The organism is Amaricoccus sp. W119 (assembly GCF_047275745.1).
Classification (GTDB): Bacteria; Pseudomonadota; Alphaproteobacteria; order Rhodobacterales; family Rhodobacteraceae; genus Amaricoccus.
Map to the genome: position 1 here is coordinate 1 of NZ_JBKQWU010000150.1, position 2,326 is coordinate 2,326.

Here is a 2,326-nt window from a genome sequence, read left to right on the forward strand (position 1 = left end):
CTTGATCATCGAAATGATCTGCGTCTCGGAAAATCGGCTCTTTCTCATTCGTCTGCTCCTTCGAGGTCGAGCAGACCCTACATCAGAGCGAGGGAGTTTCCGGGGGGCAGGTCATCGGCCATCAGATCCTCAGGCCGATCGCAGCCCCTCAGCAGCTCGTCCAGTATCGAGTCGTCGATCTTCTTCGCCATGGTCCACGCTGTCCTTTCCTCTCAGCATGGACCGGCAGTCCCGTACACAGAAGGCCGGACACTCTCAGCCTATAAGCAGCGCTGCTTCGTGATCGATTGGGATCGCGAGCAGATCACCTGCCCGCGAGGCAAGGTCTCGGTGACCTGGCGCGCTGGCCGCGACGAGGTCGGCTCCCCGCGCATCCAGGCGGTGTTCAGCCGCACCGACTGCGGCGCCTGCGGCGTTCGAAAGCTGTGCACCTCGGCCAAGGAGAAGCGCCGGTCCGTCTACTTCCATCCGCGCCCCGAATATGAAGCGCTGAACGCGGCACGCGCGCGCATGCACGATCCGGCCTGGAAAAAGCGCTACTATGTGCGCGCTGGCATCGAGGGCACGTTGTCGCAGGGCGTGCGCGCCCTCGGGATGCGCCGCGCCAGATACCTTGGCCTCGACAAAACCGGACTACAGCAAGCCTGCTCGGCCGCTGCCATGAATGCCTTGCGCGCCGTGCGGTGGCGAGCTATGGCTGAATCTGGGTGACGCGCCCTGATCAGGCGGCGCGGTTTTCGGCATCGTTGGTGGCGACGCCGTCGATGAACTTGATGCCGTCGACGACGAGAGGCAACTGGTTCGCACCCATCAGCCGGCGCCATTTTTTCGACGCGGCGCGGACCAGGGTAAAAACCATCAGCTTCGCCGTCTTCTGCGAGAGCGCGCCCTTGGTCCGGACGGTTCGATGCCGGACCGTGGCGAAGACGCTCTCGATCGGGTTGGCGGTGCGCAAATGATCCCAGTGTTCGGCGGGATAGTCGAAGAACGCCAGCAGGGCCTCGCGGTCCTTGGTCAGGCAGGCGACGGCATTGGCGTACTTGGCGCCGTACTTTTCGGCGAAGACATCCATGGCCGTCTCCGCGTCGCCCCGCGTCTCGGCCTGCCAGATGTCGCGCAGGTCGGACTTGACCGTCGGCGCCATGGATTTGGGGAACTTGTTCAATACGTTCGAGGTCTTGTGCACCCAGCATCTTTGATGATGCGTGCCGGGGAAGACCTCGTCGAGCGCCTTCCAGAAGCCGAGCGCGCCGTCGCCCACGGCGACCTCGGGCGCGACGGCGAGGCCGCGGGCCTTGAGGTCGATCAGCAACTCCCGCCAGCTTTGCGCGCTCTCCCGCCGACCCACGTAGAAGCCGACGAGCTCCTTCTTGCCCTCTGGCGTGGCGCCGATCACGACGAGGATGCACTCGGCCTCGGGCTCCATCCGGGCCTGGAGATAGACGCCGTCCGCCCAGACGTAGACGTAGCGGCGCGCCGACAGATCGCGGTGCTGCCAGCGTTCATAGTCCTGCTCCCATCCCGCCGTGAGACGGGCGATAACTCCCGGCGACAGGTTCGGCGCATCTGGACCAAGGAGCGCCGAGAGCGCGTCCTGAAAATCGCCGGTGGAAATACCGCGCAAGTAAAGAACGGGCAGCAGGGCGTCGGGGCTCCTCGAGCGGCGGGCCCATCTCGGCAGGATGTGCGAGGTGAGCCGGATCTTCTCCCCGGTCGACACGCCGACGGCGCGATCCCGGATCTTGGGACGCCGGAGTTCGAGTGCGCCGATGCCGGTCTGCACCTTCCGCTCGGGTCCGTGCCCGTGCCGGACCACACGCTGCCGACCATCCGCGAGCCGCTCCTCGACAAAGCCTTCGAGGAAGGCCTCGATCTCGGCTTCGAGCGCGGTCACCAGCATCCGGCGCGCACCTTCCCGGGCAATCTCGGTCAAAGGGTCCTCGACCGAACCCGGCTGGCGCAACCGAATGATGCTGTTATCTTCCTTCATGGCGTATCGCTCCCTCTGGAGGTTCTGGCAGGCTCGACACCCGCCACGATACGCCGCCCTCTCAACCCGCATCACCCAAGTTCGGCCATAGCTCTGCGGTGGCTGGCTCGAAGCACGCGTGCCAAGACCCGCGTCACCCGCTTCGCCGCTCTCGCTAATGTCGCCTGAATTCGCCGACAGTATCTAGCTGATGTCGGCGCACCAGACCTGGTTGGGCCTGTTGTACCGCCCCCGGATCCTGAGACACCTGATTGCGCTTACGCGGCCAGCGGGATCGTGTCCATCTGGTCGCGTCGGAACTGGGCTGGTGAGCGGTGGCCATGGCGCTCGATCAGC

2 protein-coding genes are annotated in these 2,326 nt (G+C 65.1%); one reads left to right on the forward strand and one right to left on the reverse strand.

Annotated elements, in window-relative coordinates:
* The first annotated feature begins 279 nt into the window (after positions 1-279).
* A complete protein-coding gene (locus ACLJK8_RS22485) occupies positions 280-711 on the forward strand; it encodes a transposase (protein WP_413152647.1) in 432 nt (143 codons plus the stop codon).
* 10 nt (positions 712-721) lie between these two features.
* Here the strand turns inward: ACLJK8_RS22485 and ACLJK8_RS22490 are convergent, their stop codons facing one another.
* Positions 722-1,990, reverse strand: coding sequence for an IS256 family transposase (locus tag ACLJK8_RS22490; protein ID WP_413152648.1), 1,269 nt, complete (start codon positions 1,988-1,990; stop codon positions 722-724).
* Between the last annotated feature and the right edge of the window lie 336 nt (positions 1,991-2,326).